Below are 21,673 nucleotides of genomic sequence, written 5' to 3'. Positions count from 1 at the left end.
CGCATCGCGAGGCAAAACAGCGCGGCTTCGTCGATCAGAATGAGCCCGACCGTTGACTTGGATCAATAGAGCGACCGGTGCCGCACCCACGATCCGCATCAGGTTCGCCTCAGGGGATCGGAGAGAAACATGTCCAAGGACGCCAAGCCCGCGCAGAAGCGCATCGATCAGTTCCTTTCCGGCCCCGGCGGGCGAGCGGATGATTGGCGTGATCTGGTGGAAGCGGCAAAGGTGTGGGCCCGAGGCGGAGATCGCGCGAAGTACGATGCCGCGCTGGCCGATGTCTCAGTCACGGAAGAGTTTCACGGTTATCCGGGACTGCAACTGATGGCTGCCCTGCGGGAAACGGCCGCGACTGGCGATGCGGCCACGTCGTTCGCTCTCGCCACGCGGCTGACGCAGGCGCTGATGACGAGGTCTTTCCGCCAGCATGCCGGTGACTGGAGTCTGAATGACGAGGGCAACGGCGAGGCGTCCGACCTGGTGCCGCAGATGTTCGGACAGCACACCGCGCGTCGTCCCTATTTTGAAACCCTGATCGTCACGGGTCTCTCGTCGAGCAACTGGCCGGGGCTCGCCAGCGAATGGCGCAAGCTGCGACGTCCGGTCGATCAGTTCATCTATGAGCCGGTTATTGTCGGCAGCCTCGAGGACGCCTTCTGCGCGGCGATGCTGAACCCCAACCTCGCAGCCGTCGTCATCAACGAAGGCTTTGCGCTGCGCTCAAGGCACGATGCGCCGGTGCTCCGCACGCTGACTGCTTCGGCCGGATTGCATGACGAGTCCGACGCCTCGGCACTCCGGCTTGCCCATATCATCAATCGGGTCCGTCCCGAACTCGACCTCTATCTCATGTCCAACCGCAATGTCGAGGAGATGGCCGGAAATCCGCAAGCAAACGTCGCCCGTCGCATCTTCTATTCCATCGAGGATCTGCTCGAGCTTCATCTCTCCATCCTCGAAGGGGTGCAGGACCGCTACGACACGCCGTTCTTCGACAATCTCAAGAAATACGCGCAGCGTCCGATCGGGACCTTCCATGCGCTGCCGATCGCCCGCGGCAAATCGGTCTTCAAGTCCGACTGGATCCGCGACATGGGCGAATTCTACGGCCTGAACCTGTTCCTGGCCGAGAGCAGCGCGACCACCGGCGGCCTCGACAGTCTGCTGGAGCCGACCGGCACCATCAAGAAGGCGCAGGACAAGGCGGCGCGCGCGCTTGGTGCGGACCGCGTGTTCTTCGTGACCAACGGCACCTCGACCTCGAACAAGATGGCCGTGCAGGCGCTGCTCGGGCCGGGTGACATCGCGATCGTCGATCGCAACTGCCACAAGTCGCACCATTACGGAATGGTGCTGGCTGGCGCCCAGCCGATCTATGTCGAAGCATTTCCGATGACGGAATATTCGATGTACGGCGCCGTGCCGCTGAAGACAGTCAAGCAGGCGCTCTTGGGCGCCAAGGCTGACGGCCGACTCGACCGCGTAAAGATGCTGGACCTGACGAACTGCACCTTCGACGGCCACATCTACAACACCCGCCGGGTGATGGAGGAATGCCTCGCGATCAAGCCCGACCTGATCTTCCTCTGGGACGAGGCCTGGTTCGGCTTTGCGCGCTTCTCGCCTTATCTGCGAAAGCGCACCGCAATGGGCGCCGCCAACGACATCGAAGCCTGGATACAAGATCCGAAATCGGTCGCGGCCTACGAGAAGCAGCAGACCGAACTCGGCAAAAACCCCTCGGACGAGATGCTGCTTAAGACCCGCCTGATTCCCGATCCGCGGCAGATCCGCTTGCGTGTCTATCAGACCAATTCGACCCACAAGTCGATGTCGGCAATCCGGCAGGGCTCGATGCTCTCGGTCAAGGACGTCGAGTTCCACACGGTCGAGCAGCAGTTCAAGGAAGCTGTCTTCACCCACGCATCCACCAGCCCGAACCAGCAGCTCATCGCGAGCCTCGATGTTTCACGGCGCCAGATGGAGCTCGAGGGATATGGTCTCGTGGCCAATGCGATAGAGATCGCGCTCGCCATCCGCCAAGCCGTCAACAACAATCCGCTGATCTCGAAATATTTCCGTATCCTCGGCGCGGACGCCATGGTGCCAGCGCAGTACCGGCAGAGCGGCTTCACCGACTATCTCGCGGCCGGCACCAATTGGGCCAGCGTTCTAAAGAGCCTGGACGACGACGAGTTCTGTCTCGATCCGACCCGCATGACCCTGGTGTGCGGCACCGCCGGTTACGACGGCACGCAGTTCAAGGGCATTCTCGCCAACGACTACAACATCCAGATCAACAAGACCTCGCGCAACTCGGTGTTGTTCCAGTCCAACATCAACAATACCCGCAGCGATGTTGCACATCTGGTGAGGGTTCTGGCCGAGATTGCGGGCGAGGTCGACCGCGGACTCGTACAGGGCGGCGCCAACGCGAAGAAGACCTTCGAGGCGAGGGTCAAGAGCCTGATGACTGATGTGCCCGACCTGCCGAATTTCTCGCGTTTCCACGACAGTTTCCGCGGCGATGCCGGCACCAAGACCAACGAGGGCGATATCCGCACCGGATTCTACTCTGCGTATGACGCGGCGGGTTGCGAATATATCCGGCTTGGCGACGCGGAGATCGACCGCCGCCTGAAGGCCGGTCCGGATCTCGTCTCCGCCAGTTTCGTGATCCCGTATCCGCCGGGCTTCCCGATCATGGTCCCGGGCCAGGTCATTACCCAGGAAACCATCGACTTCATGCGTAAGCTCGATGTGAAGGAAATCCACGGCTACGACGCCAAGGAGGGCCTGAAGCTGGTGCGCACCGAAGCTCTGGCGAAAATCGGCAGGCCCAAGCCCAGCGCCACACCGAAGCTGAAGGCGGCATCTTAAGGGGAACGAACATGCAAGCTTTCTTTGAATTTCTGCAGCACAATCCGTTTCTGCTGCTGTTCTTCGTCGTCGGGCTCGCGGTCTGGATTGGACGGGCGAGCATCAAGGGGTACGGCCTCGGCATGGTGGCCGGCGCCATCGTCGTCGGCGCCGCCCTGTCGGTGTGGGCATCCACCTACGGTGTGAAGCTCGAGCTGAACACATTCGCCAAGAGCCTGTTCTACTATCTCTTCATGTACGGCGTCGGGCTGCGCGTGGGACCTTCCTTCATCAACAGCCTCAAGGGCGACGGCCTCAAGTTCTGTGTCCTGGCACTGATATCGAGCGTGCTCGGCCTGGCACTTGTCGTCATCTTCGCGAAGCTCTTCGAGCTTCCAGTCGGGGCGGCCGGCGGCATGCTGGCGGGATCGCAGACGATGTCCGCCGCAATCGGTTCGGCCGAGCAGGCGGTGACCTCGGGTGTCGTCAAGCTTCCCCAAGGCATGAAGCCCGAGGATGCCTCGGGCATGATCGCGCTGTCCTACGGCATCACCTATATCTGGGGTACCGTCGGCATCATCCTGATCTGCAAATATCTGCCCCGCTGGTGGGGTGTCGACGCCAAGGCGGCGGCCAAGCAATTCGAGCAGGAATTTGGCGTCAAGGATCTCGAGGGCGGCGGGCTGACCGGGTATCGCCAATTCGGTCTTCGAGCCTATCGGCTGGAAAATCCAGCGCAGATAGGCATGAGCATTGGCAAATTCCGTACAGTCAACCCGGAGTACCGCATCGTCAACGTGGGGCGCCGCGGCGAACCGCAGGGCGCCGATCCCGACTTCGTTCTGCAAAAGGGTGACGTCATCGCACTCGGGGGCTCGACCGAGCATCTCACCGACAAGATGGGCTTGATCGGGCCCGAGGTCGCGGATGCCAAGGCACTCGGCATTCCCATGGACCAGGCGGACATCCTTGTGACCAACAAGGACATCGTCGGACGGACCTTCGAATCCTTCCGCGAGACGGCGATCGCCGGCCAGTTGCAGGTCACCAAGGTCGAGCGCGGGGGGGTTCAGATCCCGGCCGGTCTCAAGACCAAGATCGAGCGGATGGACATCATCTCGGTGGTCGGCCTCAAGTCTGCCGTCAACGAGCTTGGAGAGATGTGGGGACGCATCGCGCGGACCAACACCTCGACCGATCTCTTGACGCTCGCCGCCGGCATGATCATCGGCTTCCTAATCGGCATGATCGAATTTCCGGCTTTCGGCGCCAAGATCGGCCTCGGCAATGCCGGCGGTCTGTTGCTGTCGGGCGTGATCGTCTCGTCCCTGGTCTCACGGCTACGCTTCTTCGGCAACACGCCGAATGCGGCGCGCAACGTTTTGGAGGACCTCGGCCTCGTCGTCTTCGTTGCGATCGTCGGTGTCAATGCAGGCGCCGGTTTGCTGGCTCAGCTCACGGGCGGGGTTGCCTTGAAGATATTCGTCGCCGGCTTCATTGCCTGCACGATCCCACCCTTCATCGTCTGGGCGATCGGATTCCACGTCTTCAAGATCAACCCGGCCGTGCTGATGGGCGGCGTTGCGGGCGCGCGGTCCCATTCCGGCCCGTGCCGCGAGGCGGCGGTCGAAATCCAGAGCTCAGTGCCCTGGATTGGATTCCCGGTCGGCTACGCCGTGTCGGGCATCCTGCTCACCGTGTTCGGTTACTTCGCAATGATCCTTGCCCAATAGCTTGGCGCCATAACCCGAGGGGAAGAAAGTAATGAGAAAGTCTGTTGTTCTTGCCGTACAGTTGGCCTTGACCATTGGCGCTGCCGGTTTCGTTACGCCGTCACACGCTGATACCGGCCAGGTTGCGGTCGTCTTCACCAAAGGCGGGTTCATTGTTGGCGTTGGCGGCGGGGAGGGCGTCCTCTTGCTCCACGGCAAGAAATATCCGTTCACCGTATCCGGCATGAGCGTGGGCCTTACGATCGGTGCCTCCACTACCAAGTTCGTCGGCCGTGCTCTCAATCTGAGGGGGCCGGCCTCGATCGAGGGCTCCTATGCAGCCGGCGGAGCAGGTGGGGCGGTTGCAGCGGGTGCAGGTGCCGTGCAGTTGCAGAACGGCAATGGCGTCATTCTTCAGCTTAGCGGCCCGAAGATTGGCGCCGAAGTGTCGGCGGCCGTCGGCGGTGTCACGATCCGTTTGAAGTAGGACAGGCAATCGGGCCGCGTTGCCGCGCGGCCCGATTTTCAGTATCGCTCTTGGACGAACTTCATCCCACGCAAACCGGCCTGGTCGTTGTAGCGTCCCTTGTCGGAGCGCCGCGGGAGCTTGACCTTATCCTTCTTGATCCGCTTGTGCGGGATCGCCTTCAACAGATGTGCGATGCAGTTCAGCCGCGCCCGGCGCTTGTCGTCGGAGCGGATGATGTACCATGGCGCGTGTTTCGTGCTCGTCTTCTTGAGCATGAGGTCTCGCGCCCTCGAATAATCGTACCAGCGCCCGTAGGATTCCAGATCCATCGGGCTCAGTTTCCATTGCCGCACCGGATCATCGATACGGGCGTGAAAGCGGCGCTCCTGCTCGTCCATGCCGACCTCGAGCCAGATCTTGATCAGGATGATGCCGCCGTCGACGATGTATTTCTCCAGCTCGGGGCAGAGCGTGAGAAACCGATCGTGGTCGGTGGGTGTGCAGAAGCCCATCACATATTCGACGCCGGCGCGATTGTACCAGCTCCGGTCGAAGATCACGATCTCGCCGCCGGCGGGAAACTGCTGCATGTAGCGCTGGAAGAAAATCTGCGTCTTTTCGCGATCCGAGGGCGCCGGCAACGCCACCACTCGAAACACGCGCGGGCTGACCTTTTCGGTGATCGCCTTGATCGTTCCGCCCTTGCCCGCGGCGTCCCGGCCTTCAAAGAGGACGATGACCCGAAGCTTTTTTTCCCGCACGAAGTCCTGGAGTTGGCAAAGCTCGATCTGAAGCTTTTCCAGCTGCTTTTCATAGTCCTTGCGCTTCATCCGCTCCGCGGGCTCGTCCTTGGCCATGTCTGTCCTTGTCGTTGCTTCGGATTCGAAGCCGTCGAGCTCAATCATCTCCCCAGGAGATCGTGACGCCGACATCGCCCGGCATGCCGCCCGGAAAATCAATGATCTGGTAAGCTATGCGATAGCCGCGCGGCTTCAGGTAGTCGGTCCAAAGCTGGAATATCTCTTTGGGGATTCCCGTCAGCGTGTTCTCCCAGCCTTTTTCCATCTGGTTGATGGCGCGACCCTTGTCCGTGCACAGCGTGTTGGAGAAGCGATAGACTAGGACCTCGGTCAGACCGTTTCGCACCGCACGTTGGATGATGGTCGAAGCCAGCTTGATCTTTTCCTCCTCGGTCTTGCCGGAGGGCTTGCTCAGCCGGTCAATGAGCGCGCGCTTCTCGGCCTCGGCAGCCGCTGCGATGCGGACAAATTCCTCGGCCTTCTCGGCCTCCTTGACAGCGGCTTCTTTCCGGATCTGGGCGGCGTTTGGAATGAGATCATCGAGGCCGGACATGGCTGTGGCTCCTGACAGACTGTGCACGATCAGCATTCGCGTAAGGCTAGGTCGGGCAACGGGCGTTCCCTTGATTCAAATCAAGCAAACGCAGGATGCGGTTGCCCACATTCGGCTCAGAGCGATTTCCTGATTGGGAGAGAGTTAGTTGAGCGACCAGATTCATCCGATGGCGCCGTCTCATCTGCCCTTTTATCTCGCACCGAGAAGCGGGATCGATACTCTGATGTTGGTGATGGCGCTGGTCCTGATCGGCATCATGTTTTGAGCCGGCACGCTCTACTGGCGCCTGCACAGCCTGCCGGAACGGATGGCGTACAAGTCGCAGAAGCTACAGTTCGAGATCGTGGCCGTGCTCGGCCTGATCTCGCTGTTCGCGCAAATGCACGTCTTTTGGATTGCGGGCTTGCTTCTGGCCCTGATCGACGTCCCGGATTTTGGAACGCCGCTGCGCAGCATCGCCGATTCCGTGGAGAAGATCGCCGATGCGACGCCTGGAGAGGACGAGCCAAAGGGAATCGGCTCAGCTCCCGCTCCTACGAACAAGCCGGATAAGACCAGGGAAAGTGAGCATAGCCATGCTTGAGCTCATGATCTGCTCCCTTTTGACGATCCTGCCCGACTACCTCTACCGCCGCTACGTTCAGGGTAAGCGCTTCGGCAAGGAAATCACTTCTTCTCGATCTGCTACGAACTGCCATGGGGCAATACCGGCTACCTATGGCCAAGTGGTGACGCGGTGCTGACAGTTCGGCCATTGAGCTGTCCCCTGCCGTTACGCTTATGCTGATTGTGTGCGTATGGCGGTAGTTGGGACGTCTGAGGCTGCCGGATGAAGGCATGAGCTGAGACACCTTCGTTGCTGGCATCGACGAGCTCTGGTCTGCAGGACGAGAGCCTCTTCGCCTTGCTGCTGCTGTTTCTCGTCATCCTGGATCGGCGACCTCCCGGTGCAGTTCGCATCTGGCTTGAGCTCGTCATCAAGGTGCACGGCAAATGTCCTCGGAGTGCCGGCGGCAGGCCGGGGTTTGGTGGAGGCCGAATTGCTCGAAGGACGCGCCAATCTTGCGCTGCAGCGGTGCGTCGGGGCCCGTTTCGTTGATCTCGATCAACAAGCGCCCGTGCCTCGGCTCGATCCTGCCCGACAGAAAGTGCAATGGAGGCTCTGTGATGTTTAGCTCCGGCAAAACCCTGATGGCGCTCGCGCTGGTGGTGGCGGTCCCCGCAGCTGCGACGGCGCAGACGACGACGCCGGCGGCCCCGAGCGCGCAGGCGCAGCCTGCAAATCCGCCGGCACCGACCGCCGAGCTTCTGAAGCCCGAGCAGATCGAAGCGCTGGTCGCGCCGATCGCGCTCTATCCCGACGAACTCCTTGCCAACGTGCTGGCTGCCTCGACCTATCCGCTGGAGGTGGTCCAGGCCGACCGCTGGCTGAAGGAGCACAAGACCTTGAAGGGCGATGCGCTGAAGGGGGAGGTCGACAAGCAGGCCTGGGACGACAGCGTCAAGGCGCTCGCAAGCACCGCGGACGTGCTCACGATGATGAGCGACAAGCTCGAATGGACCAAGAACCTCGGCGATGCCTTTCTCGCCCAGCAGCCCGATGTGATGGACGCGATCCAGCGCCTGCGCACAAAGGCCTATGACAACAAGAAATTGGTAACCACCAAGCAGCAGAAGATCAGCGTCCAGACTCAGGATAACAAGCAGGTCGTCGTCATTCAGCAGGCCGATCCCGAGGCGGTTTACGTGCCGTATTACGATCCGGCGACTGTTTACGGCAGTTGGCCCTATGCCGAGTATCCGCCCTACTATTTTGGGTATCCGTCCTATATCGGCGCCGGCGTGGTGGCTGCAGGTCTCGCGTTCGGCACGGCCTGGGCGATTGGACGCTGGGGCAATTACTGGGGTGGCGGCTGCAATTGGGGCAATCGCAACGTCTACGTCAACCACCGAACCGCCAACATCAACACCGGCTGGCAGCACAATGCGGCGCATCGGGGGGGCGTGCGCTACAACAACACCAATGTTCAGCAGCGTTTTGGCAACAACAACCTGAAGGCCGGGGCTTCGGACCGGCAGGATTTCCGCGGTCGCGACGGAAATCAGGTGCTGCGTCCCAATCAGGGTGCGGGAGACCGAGCCGGCGATCGCGCAGGGGATCGTGGAGATCGTCCCGGAGCGGGCGACCGTGCGGGCACGCGGGACCGGCCCAGTGGCGGCGACCGCGCCGGCGCCGGCGCCGGCGATCGCGCCAAGAGCGGTGATCGCGCCAAGAGTGGTGGCGATCGCGCCAAGGGCGGTGGTGATCGTGCCAAGGCCGGCGGCGACCGCGCAAAGACCGCCAACCGCGCCGGCGGCGGTGCCGGCAACCGGCCCAGCGGCGGCAACCGCGGCGGCGCCATGAACGTCTCCTCCGGCCGGTCGGCAGCCGCGGCATCGGCGCGCGGACGGTCCAGCATGGCGAGCATGCCACGTGGCGGCGGCGGCGCACCGAGCTTCGCCGGGCGCGGGGGCGGCGGAGGTGGCGGATTCCACGGTGGCGGCGGCGGAGGTGGCCGCGGCGGTGGGGGTGGTGGCCGCCGGTCCGACATCGCGCTGAAGCACGACATCGTTCTGCTCGGGAATCTCGCCAGCGGGCTCGGCTACTACCGCTTCTCCTACATCGGCAGCCATAAGGCCTATGTCGGCGTCATGGCGCAGGAGGTCGAGCGTGTGATGCCGGATGCGGTGACCCGCGGCAGCGACGGCTACCTTCGGGTCTATTACGAAAAGCTCGGGCTGAAATTCCGCACCTACCGCGATTGGCTCGAGGGCGGCGCGAGGATTCCTGCGGAGGTGTCGCCATGATCGGCCTGAAGTCGCTTTGTCGCGCCGCATTGCCGGGCATCATCACGGTCGCATTGATGAGCACGGCGGCTCTCGCGCAGCAATCCTATCCGACACCGGAGGAGGCCGCATCGGCACTGGCCGCGGCGGCCAAGAGCGGCCCGCGAGATATTCTGAAAGTGCTCGGCAGATCGGCGGACGATATCGTCTCGTCCGGCGATGAGGTCGCCGACGCCGACATCCGCGCGCGCTTCATCTCGATGTACGACGCCAGGCACGCGATCAAGGCGGAGGGCAACAAGAAGGCCACGCTGCTGCTTGGGACCGACGACTTCCCGTTCCCGATCCCTCTCGTCAACACCAAGACGGGCTGGGAATTCGACGCTGACGAGGGGCGCATCGAGGTGCTTCGCCGCCGCATTGGCCGCAACGAGCTCGACGCGATCCAGACCGCACTCGCCTATGTCGATGCACAGAACGAATATGCCGACAAGGATCGCGGCGAGGGCGCTGGCGTCTACGCGCAGCGCTTCCTGTCCGCGCCCGGCAAGAAAGACGGCCTGTTCTGGCGCGACGACAGCGATCCCAGTCCTCTGGGTGCCCTGGTCGCGGAGGCATCTGCCGAAGGGTACAAGCCGGGCGAGGGGCCGGCGCCCTATCACGGCTACTACTTCCGCATTCTGAAGGGGCAGGGGTCTGATGCCCCCGGCGGCGCGCTCAACTACGTCGTAAAGAGCAAGATGATCGGCGGCTTTGCGCTGATCGCCTGGCCCGCCGAGTACGGCAATTCGGGCGTAATGACCTTCCTGGTGAACCATGCCGGGACCGTCTACGAGAAGGATCTCGGCAGCCGGACCGATTTCGTCGCCCCGCGCACCACGTTGTTCGATCCCGATCAAACCTGGAAGAAGGCGGATGCCGCAAAGCCCTGAATCGAGGGCGCGCCCGCGGGTGTCTCGCCTGACCACGATGCTCCTCTTGGTACTCGGGCTTGCCGCGCCGTGCACGCAGGCCTTTGCACAGGCCGCCGGCCATGTCCGCGCCAGGATCGTCAAGGCCGGCCTCTTGGTCGGCGGTGGCGCCGGCAGCGGCGTGCTGACCTATCGCGGCAAGACCTATCCCTTCAAGATCACCGGCATGAGCTTTGGCATCACCGCAGGCGCCACGATCGGCCGGCTCGATGGCTGGGCGTCTGGCATCCGCGACGTCGGCGATTTCGCTGGCACCTACAGTTCCGTCGGAGGTGGCGCCGCCCTGGTCGGGGGACTGAACGGCGTTCACCTGCGCAACGACAAGGGCGTCCTGATCGTGCTGCAAGGTCCAAAAGCTGGTCTGGAGTTCGCCGCCAATCTGAGCGAGATTACCATATCGCTGAAGGAGTGACGATATAGTCAATCCAGTTGCTCGGTGCGAGGCGGTGCGATCCAATGCTGAAAGCTGAAGCGCTCCGGTATGCATCCGCAACAGAGCGCGATCTTCCCGCCGTAGTCGCATTGATTCCCGCGACGCCGCGACAGCGGGCCATAGCTGTTGGCGTCGTTATCGCTATTGTCACGGTCGCGGCGCTGGTGGCGCCGTTTGCGCACATCCAGATCGGCAGAATAGACAGCTTCGTTCCGGTTCTTCAAACGGTCCTGAGCGCAGCCGATCTTCTCACGGCAATCCTGCTATTCGCCCAATATTCGGTGCAGCCGCATCGCGCGTTGCCGGCCGTTGCGAGCGGCTATCTCTTCAGTGCCTCGTTTGCATTCTTGCAGACGTTGAGCTTCCCGGGCGGCTATGCCCCAAATGGAATCATAGGTGACGGCTACAATACCCCGGCTTGGTTTTTCGTTCTGTGGCACACCACATTCGCCCTCAGCATCCTCGGGTACGTACTGCTGAAGGAGACGAACGAGACCTCCTCCAGGTCGACGCCCCCAGGAATAGCACTCACACTTGCGGGCGTGATCGGGACAGTGGCTGTGCTGTCGTGGCTTGTGACCGCCGGTGTAGAGCATCTGCCCAGCTTCTACACGACAAGCGTCACGACACAGACTCGGCTTGGCAATCAAATCAACGTCGCGCTGTTCTTTCTCGGCGCATTTGTGCTCTTGCTGCTGTTTATCCGCAGGGGGACAGTGCTTGATCTGTGGCTGATGGTGACCTTGTTGGCGTGGCTGCCCAACTTTCTGGTCGCCGCCGTCGCGAGCTCGGCGCGGTTTTCCGTGGGTTGGTATGCGGCTCGCGGCTTCGCGCTGGTCGCAAGCTGCTTGCTGCTCTCGGTCTTGCTGACCGAAATGACCGTGCTTTACGCGCGGCTGGCGAGCGCTCTGACATTGCAGCGGCGAGAGCGAGCCAACCGCCTGGTGAGCATCGACGCCGCCACCGCGGCAATTGCGCATGAAATCAGGTCGCCGTTGGGTTCGATCACGTTGAATGCTAGTACGGTTCTCAAGCTGCTTCTTGTCAAGCCTCCGCCATTGGAGGAGGTCGGCGTCATTCTCAAGGACATCGAAGACGCAAGCCTCAGGGTTGACGCGACAATCGCGAGCGTTCGCGGGCTGTTCAAGGATTCCGCCGATCAACTGGCCACGATCAGCGTCGAGGATGTTACGGGGCACGTCTTGAGGTTGCTGCAGCACGATCTGCAGTTCAACGAAGTGTCGGTCGTGACCGATTTTCGAGTTGAAAGCCCGCTGGTCCGAGCGGATCCTGCGCAATTGCAGCAGGTGATTTTGAACTTGGTGAAAAACGCAATCGAGGCGATGAGCTTCATGCCCCCTGATGGCCGCCTATTGAACGTCGGGACCCGCCTCGAAGGAGGATCATCCGTTGTCCTGTTCGTCCAAGACTCCGGGGCCGGAGTGCATCCAGAGGACCAGGGCCGCATATTTGAGGCGTTCTTCACGACCAAGCCAGCGGGCATGGGACTAGGCCTCGCGATCTGCCGCACGATCGTCGAAAGGTACGAGGGCAGCTTGGTTCTCGCTGAATCGAGCTCTCGGGGTTCGATTTTCGAGATTTCCCTCCCTGTGAGAGCGCCGAGCGCACCGTAGCAGGCATCGTGGGTTGGCACGAACCGCTTGTGGAATGGGGCGCGCAGAAGCTCGCAGCCTCTCCTCAGCTTCACCCGCGCCCCGTGATGGCTACGTTAACGCAACGGCGGTGTGTCAGGCCGCGGGACGAGAGTTCAAACACTATAACGAGAACAAGACGACCAAGGACTTCGTCGCTGCGCTTTCGGCCGAAGTCAGAATTCCGGCTTCGGGTCTGATCCAAATTATGAAAGGTGGCGATATCCGGATCCAGGGCAGCTGGGTTCACCCACAAGTCGCGATCCACCTTGCGCAATGGCTATCGGTAAAGTTCGCGGTACAGGTGTCGCATTGGGTGTATGGGCTACACGCTGCCGGAGCACTGGTGCCGGACATTTCGCATGGAAAGATGTTCTGTAAGTGGTTGTGTGATGTGCACGGCATAGATACCGACGCGCTTCCAACTTATCGGCACGTCTACGAGGACCGGTCGAAGGGTTTGGCCGAATCCTGAGCAGCTGCTTGCTGATTTCCGTCGGCATTTTCGAGAGGAGTGGCTGCCGCACCGAGCGATCGACTATTTCCGCGGACGGGATAGCGAGGCTCTGCAATATCTGCCGAAGCTAATCGTGACGAACAAGCCTAAGAAGCTGAACTGAGATCTTTTGGCCTTACAAGGAGTGGGCGCTGGACTCCGTCAGATCGGCGCCCACGGGACAGCATCAGCACGGACGTCAACAAGCTCTCGAACATGGAGGCGCATCTGCCCCGGATCTGGCGGGGCCGAGCAGGCAGGCGCTAAGCGGGCTGTCCCTATTATCGGTTGCGAGCGACTACCGCGCCGCCATCCTCAATGCTTAGGACGCCAGTCGATTTGCCAACACAGTGCCCATACGGGGATTTCTCGGGGGCCCGGAAGTTCGCCATATGTCTTTGATTTTGCTTGGTGAGCGCGCTGGGCTCGAACCCAGGACCCCGTGATTAAAAGACATGTGCTCAGGTCGTTCGTGCGTCCTTAGATCCGCTCCCTCGGGCATTGCGAACGAAGGTTGGGGGCAGGCCACAGGGCAAGTTCGCGGGCGAAACTACGGTTGCGATGGTGCTGAGGCGACCGTTGCGAACACCGTAGCTATTATTGCGGGGGCGTAAGAAAAAGCGAGTTAGATCAATAAGGTTGACAAGACACCCCTGGATCCAAAAGCACCAAACCTTTAGCGCTTTACCAAGAGCTCAGGTGGCTGCTCCATACGTCGTTTGCCTCGACTGATAAGCTTTGGTCGCAAAGCTTATCAGTCGGCAAAATTCCATAACATTCGTTCGCGAATCTCCGTTCTTGCTCGCGTAGCAGCTCGGATGTTCTTCAAACGAAGCTGAATGCTTGCTCGCGAGATGCCAAATGCGTCAGCGACCGAATCCGTCAAGGCCCGGGACCCGCTTGCGCCGCAGGCGGATTTCCTTGGCAAGGAAGACCGCCCATGCGTGCGCAAAGGGCGACCAACACCTCGCAAGGACCTTTGTTCTGTCAGGCGGTTTTCAGCCTTGACCCGGGCCACGTCCCAGGCGCCGCGGCAGAATGTACTCGACGTCAATGCTGATGCCGTCCCCGCTCAGGGGGGTCGCTGTGTAGACCGCAGAGACGGCCAATTCGAAGAAGCTCCCGATCGTGAGATAGCCGATCGTGAGCGCCGACTCTCCGCTTGGGGGCCGCCGAGCAGCAACTCCGCGATGTGGCAGCAATCGTCCATCGTCGCCGCCAGCGGTGGAAGGGTGATGAGCTCGCCGGTGTGTTGAGAGATTTTGGCTGGATCGGCGAATTTGGGCTCGCGCCCAATAACCGCGCCCGCGTTGATCAAGGGTACGAAGAATTTCGCGACCTGCGCCGGCTGACCGGTAATATTTTGAATGTTGACCTCGGTCGCGTACACGCCCGGCCGGGCGCCTGCGGTACAGCAGCAGTTCGTCTCGGTTTGTCTGCCGCACACGACCTTCACGCTGTGCACGAGGAACTCGGCTTGCGGCGGTACGGTGGCGGCGGCGAGCAATTCGCTGAACGGATGCGGGAGACGGTCACTTGCAGAGCCCGTCGGATTTTTGGCCATTTCGATCTCCACGATGGTTTGCGGAAGGCGACCTACACGCCGAACTTACGCCAGACTCGACGCAATCTTGTGAGAGATGGCTCACACACTTGGAAGAAACCGCGACAGGCCAAAGTTCCTCGCAAGCAGTGCAACGGATCGTCAGGCGACGATCACTCGATTATCCTTTGAAGTGCGACAAGAGAGGCTAAGACGAGCGCCAGGGCTCCGGCGAAAGTGATGCCAAGGAAAACATTGTGCATGGCGCCGCATCTCCTATTCATCGCTCCCCCAGCCACCTTGTTGGCGACGGAGACGAGATCATCAAATGATCCCCTCAGCCGTGTCGTCATTGGTTGCGCGCTTCAGTTCGACGACGGATCCCTCCGACAGATCGTCGGGATCGGTGCGCTCGCAGGCTGGAAAAGACAGCCTCGTGCTGGTGCAGTATCTCGCTCGAGGAACGCTTGCGCCCCTTCGGGTGCCTCATCTGTCGTGTTCGGCATTTCTGTAGGTGCGATCGCGGTCAGCGCCCAACGACGAAGTTGGGTAGTAGCATCATCGCAGTTTCTCGAGCCGGAACTTCGAAGCGTTGGTAGTCAGGGGCTCGAGGCTTGCCATCAGTTTTTCCTGCGCTCGCCCCAACCCTTCCTTCAAGCTGTCCAACAGAGTCAATTCAGCGACTGCAGGCGGAGTCGTGGCTTTGTCGTTCCTCGAGGGTTCGATATTCGTCTTTGACGCTGCATGCTGAACAGCAACCTTTTTCGAACGTTCTCGGTTTGCGAGATTCGGCCTTATCGGTACGTCACCAACCGGCGCCGGAGTTGCTGTTCTGGGAGGAGGGACGACAGCTGCAACAGCTGCTTGTGGCCATCGTTCAGCAAACTCCACGCTCGGGGGCGAGACAATCGTCGGCAAACTCGTGTCGATAATGACCCGCTCGGGTAACCGTTCGGCCGAGGCGATTCTTATGGCTGGCCTGTCGGTGGAGCCACCGGTAGGTTCCGCCTTTTGCTGCGGCAAACACCACCCCAATCCGATCAGCAATAGGACAAGGGCGCTGCCGACAAACCCGAAATATTTCGTCAACGGCATGGGTCGCCTCCCATTTGAGGCGACCTTGAAACCGGAATTCTTAGTAGATCGCTAAAGATAGATTAAAAATGGAAACGTGGTTATCAGCGATGTTGCGATGCACAAGCGACGCCATTCGACCGAAGAGGGAGACGAGCCTTATGCGCGTGGAGAGGATTCGCTCTCTCAGGCACGCAAAGGTCGGCGTCACCTCCGCTCACTTGCAAGCTAATGGCTTCGATGGCGTACAAATGCGAATGTTGCGCTGCTTACGTGTGCGGCTCCTGGAGCGAGCCTAATCACCCGAAGGCCGACTTCCTCCATAACATTGGATACCCGAACGATCCCGCGGCTTGGGAACGCAAACACGCTGATGCCTGGTGGCGTCGTCCGCCCAGGATAAACAGGCACCCACCGCCGCAGCGCGAAATCGGCGCACAAACCGGCAGCCGAGATCCGGTCTGCCGCTGCGCAGGACGCGCGCGGTCGTTCATTTCTGCGCCGGAGGAATTTTGATCCGATGTATTTCCATTTTCTGCCCGATGCCCTTCAAGTTCTGGTAGTCGCGCGACGCCGGGCATCCTTTGACGATGTCACTGACTCCGGGAGCCTCCATCACCATTTCTGTCAGGCATATTTCGTTGACACCGGCTAGACCTTGCACACGGGCGGCGATATTCACGTCCTGTCCGAAGTAGTCGATCCGGTCGTTGAGCCTTACGGCTATGGCCCTGCCTCTGTGCACGCCGATTTTAAGGCCGAGCGGCTGCGAAGCGGTTTTGTTGAATCGCGACAGCTCTTCGATCATCTCGACGGATGCAAGAACGGCATCCTGTGGACGCTCGAAGCCAGCCATGACTGCATCACCGATCGTCTTCACGATCGTGCCAGATCGCTTCCTAATTATCTTATTCAAGATGTCGAAGTGCTGACGGACGAGAAAGTAGGCATTCACATCGCCGATGCTTTCGTACAGCGAAGTCGAATCCTTTAGATCAGTGAACAGGTAGGTGATGTCGGAAACGGCTAGACTATCGCGCTCATCCACCAGTTGGGTCTTATAGAGTTCGCCGAAGCAGGGGGTGAGCAACAATCGCTTACCGGAAAGAAACGGCTCATACTCGACCAGATGGGGCTGGAACTGGGAAGGGTACTGGAGAAACCAGAAGCGGCCTCGATCCTTGGTGCGGTTCTCAATCTGGATAATATGTTTGCCTGGGCTAAGATCGGCCGTCTGTCGAAATGCAAAGCGTCCGTCGCCAAGAATCATATTCCTCGGCCCAGTGGGCCGATCCGCAACTACGAACCGGCCCGATTCGAGCTGGACCAGCGTTTCCTGGCGCTCCGCCGGTTCACCGTTCGCGAAGAAAACCAGAAGAAGCTTATGGCTAAGATCGAGCACCTCGAAACGGCCGGCTGTTACGTCGAATTCCAAGTTCAACCGCTGACCCGCCTCGATATCGGCAAATCCCCGCGAGAGTGCCGCAACGAGTCGCTCGTGTGTCATTCCGTGCGGGGGCTTGAAGTCCTTGGAGAAGTTGTAACGCAGATAGTAGTCCTGGACGGACAGCATGTCCGGATGACGATATATGACGTCGCGAACCGAACTCGAGACGGTAAAGGTGACCTGAATGTAGTCGTCAAGGGCCGCCTCATTGAGGGCGTTGCAGAATTCGCATTGGAAACGTGGATGAACCTGGTCTAGCTCACGAAAAGTGCCTGCGACCTGCGGACAGTAGGCGCAGATGAGCAGCCACTCCATCTCGAATAGGCCAACCTTCGCGGCGTGCACAAACAGCTCGATTCCTTCGGCGTCACTTAGGCCGTTGGCAGTCGCGTATTGGATAGGATTGACGCGAAAGAGATCATAGTCGCCGGAGGCGTGAATAAAACCTGCGAGATCCGGAAGGATCCGCGGCGCCCAGCTCGCTGCCGACCCGAGCTCTATGAGGCGCTGACTCAGGAGGTCTTCGTTGACTGGGGAGGGCCCTTGCATATCAGTATGATACCTCGCTCCATGCCGGCAATACTGGTTGGTCGGCCATTCGATTAGCCACGCGACAATCGACGCGGACGCTCTTTTGCCCAATTGTTTTAGTCGAACCGAGCCGGATAAGAAAAGTCAGCTCTATTGGCCTGTATCAGTCGGCAATGCGACACTTTGATCGAATAGGCAATGTCTGGTCTCCGTCCAACATGTCCATGAGAGCGGTGCAGCGCGGTTCTGGAGTTGAAGTCTAGAGCGGGCCGTCGGCGCTACGCTATGAAATAAGCTCAAGGCCCGGGCAGATGCCCCTCCCGCCCATTTCCGTCAACATTGATCGCCATATGAGCTAGATAGTCATTAGCTTGGCTCGGAGGGTCATGCGTCAACGGGTCAAACAAAGCCGTTTGAAGGACGCGGATGAAAAGCGTGACGCTCTTGGTCTTGGCATCGTGTCTGCTGGCGTTTGGTTGCAGGGCAGCGCCCAGAGGCCGGACCTTAGTCGCTCCGCCGCTTTCGCTTGCTCCGCCCTCTACTGAATAGGAGCCGGCGCCTCCGGCCACCCCTAAGAACGCTTGGCCGACAACGGCGGCGGGCTAAAGTGTCGCCGCCACGAGCGCTCGCCAAAAATTTGAGGCCTTCGGCAAAGACCAATGGCGGGCCGTTATCGCGGACGGACGCTCTCCCGCCGGGAGCGTCCGACAAGGCTTGGTCTACACCAGTGATCGGTGCGCCTTCGTCGGTCCTCAGCCCAGCCGTGGACTACGATGGCTTTAGCGTCGGCACGGTCCGACGATATTGACATGTCGGGTTATGCGGCGCGAACCATGAAGCCCCGCGTAGCAAGAGGTTCCAAGCCCAATTCGAGGGCGGATAGCATCGTGGCGCAGCACCTGGTCGAACAAGAAGATGAGGCATTAAAACGCAAGCTTTACGATCTGCCGCGGCTGCAAGTAGGCTGTCGGCAATGACGGCAGGCGCTGTTGATCCATAGCAAGCGCATTTTGATCATCGCGCAGGCCTATTGTCGGATGAAGACCTTGGCATGTGGAGGTCGCGGAGCAACGTAAAACCGTGCCTCACAGGCGAGGCACTCAAAGTGCTCCGCAATGTCAACCCGCAATCCAGATGACATTCTTCTGGACCAGCAATCCGGGCATTCTCTCTTGTTCAATGCGTCAAGAGCAACTGCGTCAGTCATTTCGAGCTCGTGGAAACTGGCTGCATCAGACCCCGAAAGAGCGACTGATGTGCTTCGCCATGACGATGGCAACATCCGTATAGCGGCCGTTTGACCAGAACTGATCGCAAATCAGCAAAAAGAATAGCGCAATAAGCGAAATCAGAATTCCCTTGCACATAGCGGACTTGTCCCTTGAAGAGACTGCCAACCGAGCAGGTATGAACTGAGAGAGACGATATGCTTCTGAAGTCGCCGCTGCGACGATCTGCAATGGCTATAGGCTGGCAAGAAGCCGTTACTAATCCGTTAACTGACCGATCCGATCGATCTTTGCCGAAGGTTGGCCTCTCGTCCGAAGCTGCTGATCTCGGAGGTCCGCTATTCGATGGCTATCCCTCGAACCTTTGCGTGCTCTTCCTGGGCGTCAACAACTATACATTCGTGAGTCGGCCGACCGTGAACTCTGAACTAAGAGCAAAGTGTGAATGTCTCGGGCGACTTGGTCAAACGAGGATAGAGTCCGCCCGGGGTGCTCAAGGTGTAACGGTCACCCTCTTGAAGACGGTGCCGCCATTGTTGGACCGGCCGCTGAAGCGGACGGTCTGCGGACCTCGCGAGGTGGCACTGAATTTCCAGATGGCAGAGCGCGTATCAGCCTCCGTTACCGTGCCAAGTGTGAGGCTGGCCGCATTTGGGAAATCCATCGCCACCCCATCCTCGCGAGTGGTCGAGACCCCGAGCAGGCTTAGACCGCTAGACGCTGCCGCCGCTGATACCTGAACCCCATATGCCTCGTAACTCGGGTTGGAAATGGTTGTCTTGATTGTGAAGGTCGAGCCGATCGCGGGGGATGTTGTGCTCGGAGTCGCCGTCATCAAAATCGCAGGCGTTGGATCGCCGCGAATGATTTTAGCAGCAATTGCCACCGGCAAGCCAAATGAGGGAGCTCTCCAGTTGATTGCTTTGAGCCGAAGAACGCCAGGAGGCGGATTGTCGATGATAAGATATTCGATGTTGTCGATGTTAGACTGCGAGGCCCCTGACGATCAAGTCCGACTTTCCAATCTGGGTACGCTAGGCGACGGCGGTCGCGGCCATTCTGGCCGCCGCCTACCTCATCCCGGGGCCGCCTGCTGCACTTCGTGCTCCAACGGTTGGATCGCCCGACGTCACGCGCGGACACAGAACCTTTCCAGCGCTCGCGACGTTTGCACAACTGGAGGAAGTGAGGACGTGTAATGAGGGCCAGAACGACATGCGGATACTGATCGTCGACGACCATCCCGTTGTCGTAACGGGCTGCCGGGCCTTGTTCGCTTCGGACCCTTCCGTCGAGATCCTGGAAGCTTTCGATGCAAAGGACGGCCACCGTGCGTACTTGAAGAAGCATCCCGACGTCACCGTGGTTGACGTGACGCTTCCCGACCTTACTGGCTTCGAATTGTCCCGGCGAATCCGCAGGGATGATCCCGCCGCCAAAATAGTCATGTTCAGCGTGAGTGAAGATCCAGCGTTCGTGGTGCGCGCTGTGGAGATGGGCATTCAGGGATATGTCTCAAAGAGCGATGATCCCCGTCTCCTGGCCAAGGCCATCCGGAAGGTTGCCGCCGGGGAGCGCTTCGTCTCACCGCGTCTGGCTGAAGCGACGACCTTCGTGGGTGCGGCGATCAAGGCCAGTCCTTTGACGCAGATGAACCGACGCGAACTCGAGATCCTGAGGCTTTTGGGTCGCGGCGACCGCATCTCAGAAGTCGCGTCCGAACTCGGCATCTCCTACAAAACTGTTGCCAACACGACTTCCATGCTGAAGTCCAAACTCGGCGCTAAAAATCACTCCGACCTCGTCCGGATTGCAGTGAAGATCGATTTGTACCGGTGAAGAGTCGTCGACTGGGATCCAGTTTTTCGGCCGTTTTCGCGCAATAGCGACATCGGAGAGAGTTCTGCTCATCAAATGCCATCGAGCGGTACGACCTCTGGACGGCCAGGGTGAGCCATATGGAGCTATCCGCACGGACTGTTTGAACTCATCGTCAGAAGCATCCGCACGAACTCCATTATCACATTAGGAACGCAATCGGCCGAGCGGAGTTAAATCGCCGCTTCTCATTTTGTGTTGCAAGGCCGAGCGAAGGAAGCCCATGCGTCGCGTTCGACTTGTGATAGCAGATCGACATCCCATTGTTCTGCAGGGTTTTGTATCGCTACTCGAAGCGCAGCCCGATTTCGAAGTGGTTGCGTGCTGTCTTGATGGAGCTAGTTGCCTTGCGGCTATTCGCAGCTTGACCCCCGATGTGGTGTTACTGGAGGACGGGTTCACAGATGTAACCGCCTCCGACATCCTCGCCGTCGTGGACGACGAAGGCCTTTCCTCCCGGCTGGTGTTCTTTACTGCTACTGTCGCCTGCGGCGATCTTGCCAGGGCACTGGCGACCGGTGCTTGCGGCGCGATTTCGATGAACGCCAAACCAGAAGCGCTGGTGCAGTCCCTGAGGCTGGAAAAACCCGGGTCCGACCTGGCTAGGGTCGGTAACGAAGCTAATGGGATCGCCTCGTTCGGCAATAACGTTCTGGCGGTTCTGACCGTCAACGAGCAGACGATCATGGATCTCGTCGCCGAAGGTTTGTCGGACAGTGAAATTGCTCGGATGCTCGGTGTCTCTCCGGAGATCGTCAGGATTCACATCGACCACGCGCGACAGAAGCTCGGAATCAAAAGCCGGACGGAGCTCGCCGCGCTGGCACTGTCGCGCCGTTATGGCGCGATGAGTATCCTGGCAGTTGCGATCTTGGCAGCATTGGACGATTCGCTCGGTCACGCCGCAACCGAAAGTTGCACGGTCATGGCCGAAAACGCGTGCGCGGAGGTGGTCACCATCAAAATCAGTCGCAAGGAAGCAGTATCAGGCGGGACCCCGGCCAGAGGCGCGACCAAGGACCGCGCCGGCGCCGCAACTGGGACGTCATCGCCGACCGGCAAAATCGTCGATCCCTTGGCCGAGATTGCCGCGAGCCTATTTGCGCAGGCAACACTCAACGCGCCGAGGCCGGGTTCGAGCAGCTACAGCATCTTCATGGCTGCAGCTTTCGCCGCCTTGATCTACGAGCTCGA

Annotated in this window: 16 protein-coding genes and 2 pseudogenes; 13 read left to right on the top strand and 5 right to left on the bottom strand. The window is 60.1% G+C overall.

The window, feature by feature from the left end; genetic code table 11:
- Window positions 1–129: 129 nt before the first annotated feature.
- From ABIB00_RS23555 to ABIB00_RS23545, 3 genes are read left to right on the top strand one after another with little or no spacing between them, the layout of a single operon-like run.
- Window positions 130–2,883, top strand: a complete 2,754-nt coding sequence (locus tag ABIB00_RS23555) for a decarboxylase (RefSeq protein ID WP_354045523.1) — start codon at window positions 130–132, stop codon at window positions 2,881–2,883.
- Between the two features lie 11 nt (window positions 2,884–2,894).
- Window positions 2,895–4,595 (top strand): aspartate:alanine exchanger family transporter, encoded by a 1,701-nt coding sequence (locus ABIB00_RS23550; RefSeq protein ID WP_247350935.1) that lies wholly within the window; start codon window positions 2,895–2,897, stop codon window positions 4,593–4,595.
- A 31-nt stretch (window positions 4,596–4,626) separates the two neighbouring features.
- The gene (locus ABIB00_RS23545; RefSeq protein WP_247350937.1) at window positions 4,627–5,061 is read left to right on the top strand and encodes a hypothetical protein; all 435 of its coding nucleotides are present in this window, start codon (window positions 4,627–4,629) and stop codon (window positions 5,059–5,061) included.
- Window positions 5,062–5,099: 38 nt separating this feature from the next.
- Here ABIB00_RS23545 and ppk2 read toward each other — a convergent pair whose 3' ends face one another.
- Together ppk2 and ABIB00_RS23535 are read right to left on the bottom strand one after the other, a co-directional pair.
- Window positions 5,100–5,900, bottom strand: a complete 801-nt coding sequence (gene ppk2 / locus ABIB00_RS23540) for a polyphosphate kinase 2 (RefSeq protein ID WP_247350938.1) — start codon at window positions 5,898–5,900, stop codon at window positions 5,100–5,102.
- Window positions 5,901–5,940: 40 nt separating this feature from the next.
- Window positions 5,941–6,396 (bottom strand): hypothetical protein, encoded by a 456-nt coding sequence (locus ABIB00_RS23535; protein WP_247350941.1) that lies wholly within the window; start codon window positions 6,394–6,396, stop codon window positions 5,941–5,943.
- 169 nt (window positions 6,397–6,565) lie between these two features.
- Between ABIB00_RS23535 and ABIB00_RS23530 the strand changes: the two are divergent.
- From ABIB00_RS23530 to ABIB00_RS39125, 8 genes and pseudogenes are all read left to right on the top strand, one after another.
- Window positions 6,566–6,982: pseudogene (locus tag ABIB00_RS23530) on the top strand (hypothetical protein).
- Window positions 6,975–7,117: pseudogene (locus tag ABIB00_RS23525) on the top strand (HlyD family secretion protein); the annotation flags it as partial. The pseudogenes ABIB00_RS23530 and ABIB00_RS23525, both read left to right, overlap by 8 nt.
- 449 nt (window positions 7,118–7,566) lie before the next feature.
- Window positions 7,567–9,246, top strand: coding sequence for a DUF3300 domain-containing protein (locus ABIB00_RS23520; RefSeq protein ID WP_354106022.1), 1,680 nt, complete (start codon window positions 7,567–7,569; stop codon window positions 9,244–9,246).
- On the top strand, window positions 9,243–10,157 hold the full coding sequence (locus ABIB00_RS23515) for a DUF2950 domain-containing protein (protein ID WP_247350944.1): 915 nt from the start codon (window positions 9,243–9,245) through the stop codon (window positions 10,155–10,157). Before ABIB00_RS23520 ends, ABIB00_RS23515 begins: the two co-directional genes overlap by 4 nt.
- A gap of 19 nt (window positions 10,158–10,176) precedes the next feature.
- Window positions 10,177–10,608: a hypothetical protein gene (locus tag ABIB00_RS23510; RefSeq protein ID WP_346730992.1), complete on the top strand. Its 432-nt coding sequence runs from the start codon at window positions 10,177–10,179 to the stop codon at window positions 10,606–10,608.
- Between the two features lie 44 nt (window positions 10,609–10,652).
- Window positions 10,653–12,263 carry a sensor histidine kinase gene (locus tag ABIB00_RS23505; protein ID WP_247350955.1) on the top strand — a complete coding sequence of 537 codons (1,611 nt, stop codon included), beginning with the start codon at window positions 10,653–10,655 and terminating at the stop codon, window positions 12,261–12,263.
- A gap of 34 nt (window positions 12,264–12,297) precedes the next feature.
- Window positions 12,298–12,756 (top strand): KilA-N domain-containing protein, encoded by a 459-nt coding sequence (locus ABIB00_RS23500; RefSeq protein WP_354106021.1) that lies wholly within the window; start codon window positions 12,298–12,300, stop codon window positions 12,754–12,756.
- Window positions 12,689–12,901: a BstA C-terminal domain-containing protein gene (locus ABIB00_RS39125; RefSeq protein WP_502917876.1), complete on the top strand. Its 213-nt coding sequence runs from the start codon at window positions 12,689–12,691 to the stop codon at window positions 12,899–12,901. Before ABIB00_RS23500 ends, ABIB00_RS39125 begins: the two co-directional genes overlap by 68 nt.
- A gap of 948 nt (window positions 12,902–13,849) precedes the next feature.
- Here ABIB00_RS39125 and ABIB00_RS23495 read toward each other — a convergent pair.
- From ABIB00_RS23495 to ABIB00_RS23485, 3 genes are all read right to left on the bottom strand, one after another.
- Window positions 13,850–14,341 (bottom strand): hypothetical protein, encoded by a 492-nt coding sequence (locus ABIB00_RS23495; protein ID WP_247350959.1) that lies wholly within the window; start codon window positions 14,339–14,341, stop codon window positions 13,850–13,852.
- 537 nt (window positions 14,342–14,878) lie between these two features.
- Window positions 14,879–15,415, bottom strand: coding sequence for a hypothetical protein (locus ABIB00_RS23490; protein WP_247350960.1), 537 nt, complete (start codon window positions 15,413–15,415; stop codon window positions 14,879–14,881).
- A 469-nt stretch (window positions 15,416–15,884) separates the two neighbouring features.
- A complete protein-coding gene (locus tag ABIB00_RS23485; protein WP_247350961.1) occupies window positions 15,885–17,390 on the bottom strand; it encodes an adenylate/guanylate cyclase domain-containing protein in 1,506 nt (501 codons plus the stop codon).
- Between the two features lie 2,426 nt (window positions 17,391–19,816).
- On the opposite strand from ABIB00_RS23485, the gene ABIB00_RS23480 reads away from it, so the two are divergent.
- Window positions 19,817–20,440 carry a response regulator transcription factor gene (locus tag ABIB00_RS23480; RefSeq protein ID WP_354106020.1) on the top strand — a complete coding sequence of 208 codons (624 nt, stop codon included), beginning with the start codon at window positions 19,817–19,819 and terminating at the stop codon, window positions 20,438–20,440.
- Window positions 20,441–20,702: 262 nt separating this feature from the next.
- Window positions 20,703–21,673, top strand: a 971-nt coding sequence (locus tag ABIB00_RS23475) for a LuxR C-terminal-related transcriptional regulator (protein ID WP_354106019.1), incomplete at its 3' end; no start/stop codon positions are given.

The sequence above is a fragment of the Bradyrhizobium sp. LB14.3 genome (assembly GCF_040547985.1).
GTDB lineage: Bacteria > Pseudomonadota > Alphaproteobacteria > Rhizobiales > Xanthobacteraceae > Bradyrhizobium.
The sequence above is the reverse complement of the archived record's forward strand: the minus strand, read 5'-3'. Positions and strand labels throughout refer to the sequence as shown.